General features: G+C 51.1%; 1 rRNA gene. It reads right to left on the bottom strand.

From position 1 onward, the window contains the following. Positions 1 to 18: 18 nt before the first annotated feature. A 23S ribosomal RNA gene (locus tag UB48_RS13790) occupies positions 19 to 2908 on the bottom strand. Positions 2909 to 3089 lie beyond the last annotated feature (181 nt).

The raw sequence follows: 3089 nt of genomic DNA, 5'->3' as shown, positions 1-3089 counted from the left end.
AAATTGCTTGGGTGTTATATGGTCAAGCCTCACGGGCAATTAGTATTGGTTAGCTCAACGCCTCACAGCGCTTACACACCCAACCTATCAACGTCGTAGTCTTCGACGGCCCTTCAGGGAGCTCAAGGCTCCAGTGAGATCTCATCTTGAGGCAAGTTTCCCGCTTAGATGCTTTCAGCGGTTATCTCTTCCGAACATAGCTACCCGGCAATGCCACTGGCGTGACAACCGGAACACCAGAGGTTCGTCCACTCCGGTCCTCTCGTACTAGGAGCAGCCCCTCTCAAATCTCAAACGTCCACGGCAGATAGGGACCGAACTGTCTCACGACGTTCTAAACCCAGCTCGCGTACCACTTTAAATGGCGAACAGCCATACCCTTGGGACCGGCTTCAGCCCCAGGATGTGATGAGCCGACATCGAGGTGCCAAACACCGCCGTCGATATGAACTCTTGGGCGGTATCAGCCTGTTATCCCCGGAGTACCTTTTATCCGTTGAGCGATGGCCCTTCCATACAGAACCACCGGATCACTAAGACCTACTTTCGTACCTGCTCGACGTGTCTGTCTCGCAGTCAAGCGCGCTTTTGCCTTTATACTCTACGACCGATTTCCGACCGGTCTGAGCGCACCTTCGTACTCCTCCGTTACTCTTTAGGAGGAGACCGCCCCAGTCAAACTACCCACCATACACTGTCCTCGATCCGGATAACGGACCTGAGTTAGAACCTCAAAGTTGCCAGGGTGGTATTTCAAGGATGGCTCCACGCGAACTGGCGTCCACGCTTCAAAGCCTCCCACCTATCCTACACAAGCAAATTCAAAGTCCAGTGCAAAGCTATAGTAAAGGTTCACGGGGTCTTTCCGTCTAGCCGCGGATACACTGCATCTTCACAGCGATTTCAATTTCACTGAGTCTCGGGTGGAGACAGCGCCGCCATCGTTACGCCATTCGTGCAGGTCGGAACTTACCCGACAAGGAATTTCGCTACCTTAGGACCGTTATAGTTACGGCCGCCGTTTACCGGGGCTTCGATCAAGAGCTTCGCGTTAGCTAACCCCATCAATTAACCTTCCGGCACCGGGCAGGCGTCACACCCTATACGTCCACTTTCGTGTTTGCAGAGTGCTGTGTTTTTAATAAACAGTCGCAGCGGCCTGGTATCTTCGACCGGCATGGGCTTACGGAGCAAGTCCTTCACCCTCACCGGCGCACCTTCTCCCGAAGTTACGGTGCCATTTTGCCTAGTTCCTTCACCCGAGTTCTCTCAAGCGCCTTGGTATTCTCTACCCAACCACCTGTGTCGGTTTGGGGTACGGTTCCTGGTTATCTGAAGCTTAGAAGCTTTTCTTGGAAGCATGGCATCAACCACTTCGTCGCCTAATGGCAACTCGTCATCAGCTCTCGGCCTTAAGATCCCGGATTTACCTAAGATCTCAGCCTACCACCTTAAACTTGGACAACCAACGCCAAGCTGGCCTAGCCTTCTCCGTCCCTCCATCGCAATAACCAGAAGTACAGGAATATTAACCTGTTTTCCATCGACTACGCTTTTCAGCCTCGCCTTAGGGACCGACTAACCCTGCGTCGATTAACGTTGCGCAGGAAACCTTGGTCTTTCGGCGTGGGAGTTTTTCACTCCCATTGTCGTTACTCATGTCAGCATTCGCACTTCTGATACCTCCAGCAAGCTTCTCAACTCACCTTCACAGGCTTACAGAACGCTCCTCTACCGCGTCACCTAAGTGACACCCGTAGCTTCGGTGTATGGTTTGAGCCCCGTTACATCTTCCGCGCAGGCCGACTCGACTAGTGAGCTATTACGCTTTCTTTAAAGGGTGGCTGCTTCTAAGCCAACCTCCTAGCTGTCTAAGCCTTCCCACATCGTTTCCCACTTAACCATAACTTTGGGACCTTAGCTGACGGTCTGGGTTGTTTCCCTTTTCACGACGGACGTTAGCACCCGCCGTGTGTCTCCCATGCTCGGCACTTGTAGGTATTCGGAGTTTGCATCGGTTTGGTAAGTCGGGATGACCCCCTAGCCGAAACAGTGCTCTACCCCCTACAGTGATACATGAGGCGCTACCTAAATAGCTTTCGAGGAGAACCAGCTATCTCCGAGCTTGATTAGCCTTTCACTCCGATCCACAGGTCATCCGCTAACTTTTCAACGGTAGTCGGTTCGGTCCTCCAGTCAGTGTTACCTAACCTTCAACCTGCCCATGGATAGATCGCCCGGTTTCGGGTCTATACCCAGCGACTAAACGCGCTATTAACACTCGCTTTCGCTACGCCTCCCCTATTCGGTTAAGCTCGCCACTGAATATAAGTCGCTGACCCATTATACAAAAGGTACGCAGTCACCTAACAAGTAGGCTCCCACTGCTTGTACGCATACGGTTTCAGGATCTATTTCACTCCCCTCTCCGGGGTTCTTTTCGCCTTTCCCTCACGGTACTGGTTCACTATCGGTCAGTCAGTAGTATTTAGCCTTGGAGGATGGTCCCCCCATATTCAGACAAAGTTTCTCGTGCTCCGTCCTACTCGATTTCATGACTAAGAGATTTTCGCGTACAGGGCTATCACCCACTATGGCCGCACTTTCCAGAGCGTTCCGCTAATCTCAAAGCCACTTAAGGGCTAGTCCCCGTTCGCTCGCCACTACTAAGGGAATCTCGGTTGATTTCTTTTCCTCAGGGTACTTAGATGTTTCAGTTCCCCTGGTTCGCCTCTTGCACCTATGTATTCAGTACAAGATACTCAGCTTATGCTGAGTGGGTTCCCCCATTCAGAGATCTCCGGATCAAAGTCTGTTTGCCGACTCCCCGAAGCTTATCGCAGGCTACCACGTCTTTCATCGCCTCTGACTGCCAAGGCATCCACCGTATGCGCTTCTTCACTTGACCATATAACCCCAAGCAATCTGGTTATACTGTGAAGACAACATTCGCCGAAAATTTGTAATCACTCACAAATTTTACCTTAGCCTGAACACACACCAGTGAAAGTGCTGTCCAGTCTATCTTTCTATCACATACCCAAATTTTTAAAGAACGATTCTGAAAAAGTTCAGAAATCAATATTCGA

It is taken from the genome of Pseudomonas sp. 2(2015), assembly GCF_000955865.1.
In the GTDB taxonomy this organism is placed as follows: Bacteria; Pseudomonadota; Gammaproteobacteria; order Pseudomonadales; family Pseudomonadaceae; genus Aquipseudomonas.
The sequence above is the reverse complement of the archived record's forward strand: the minus strand, read 5'-3'. Positions and strand labels throughout refer to the sequence as shown.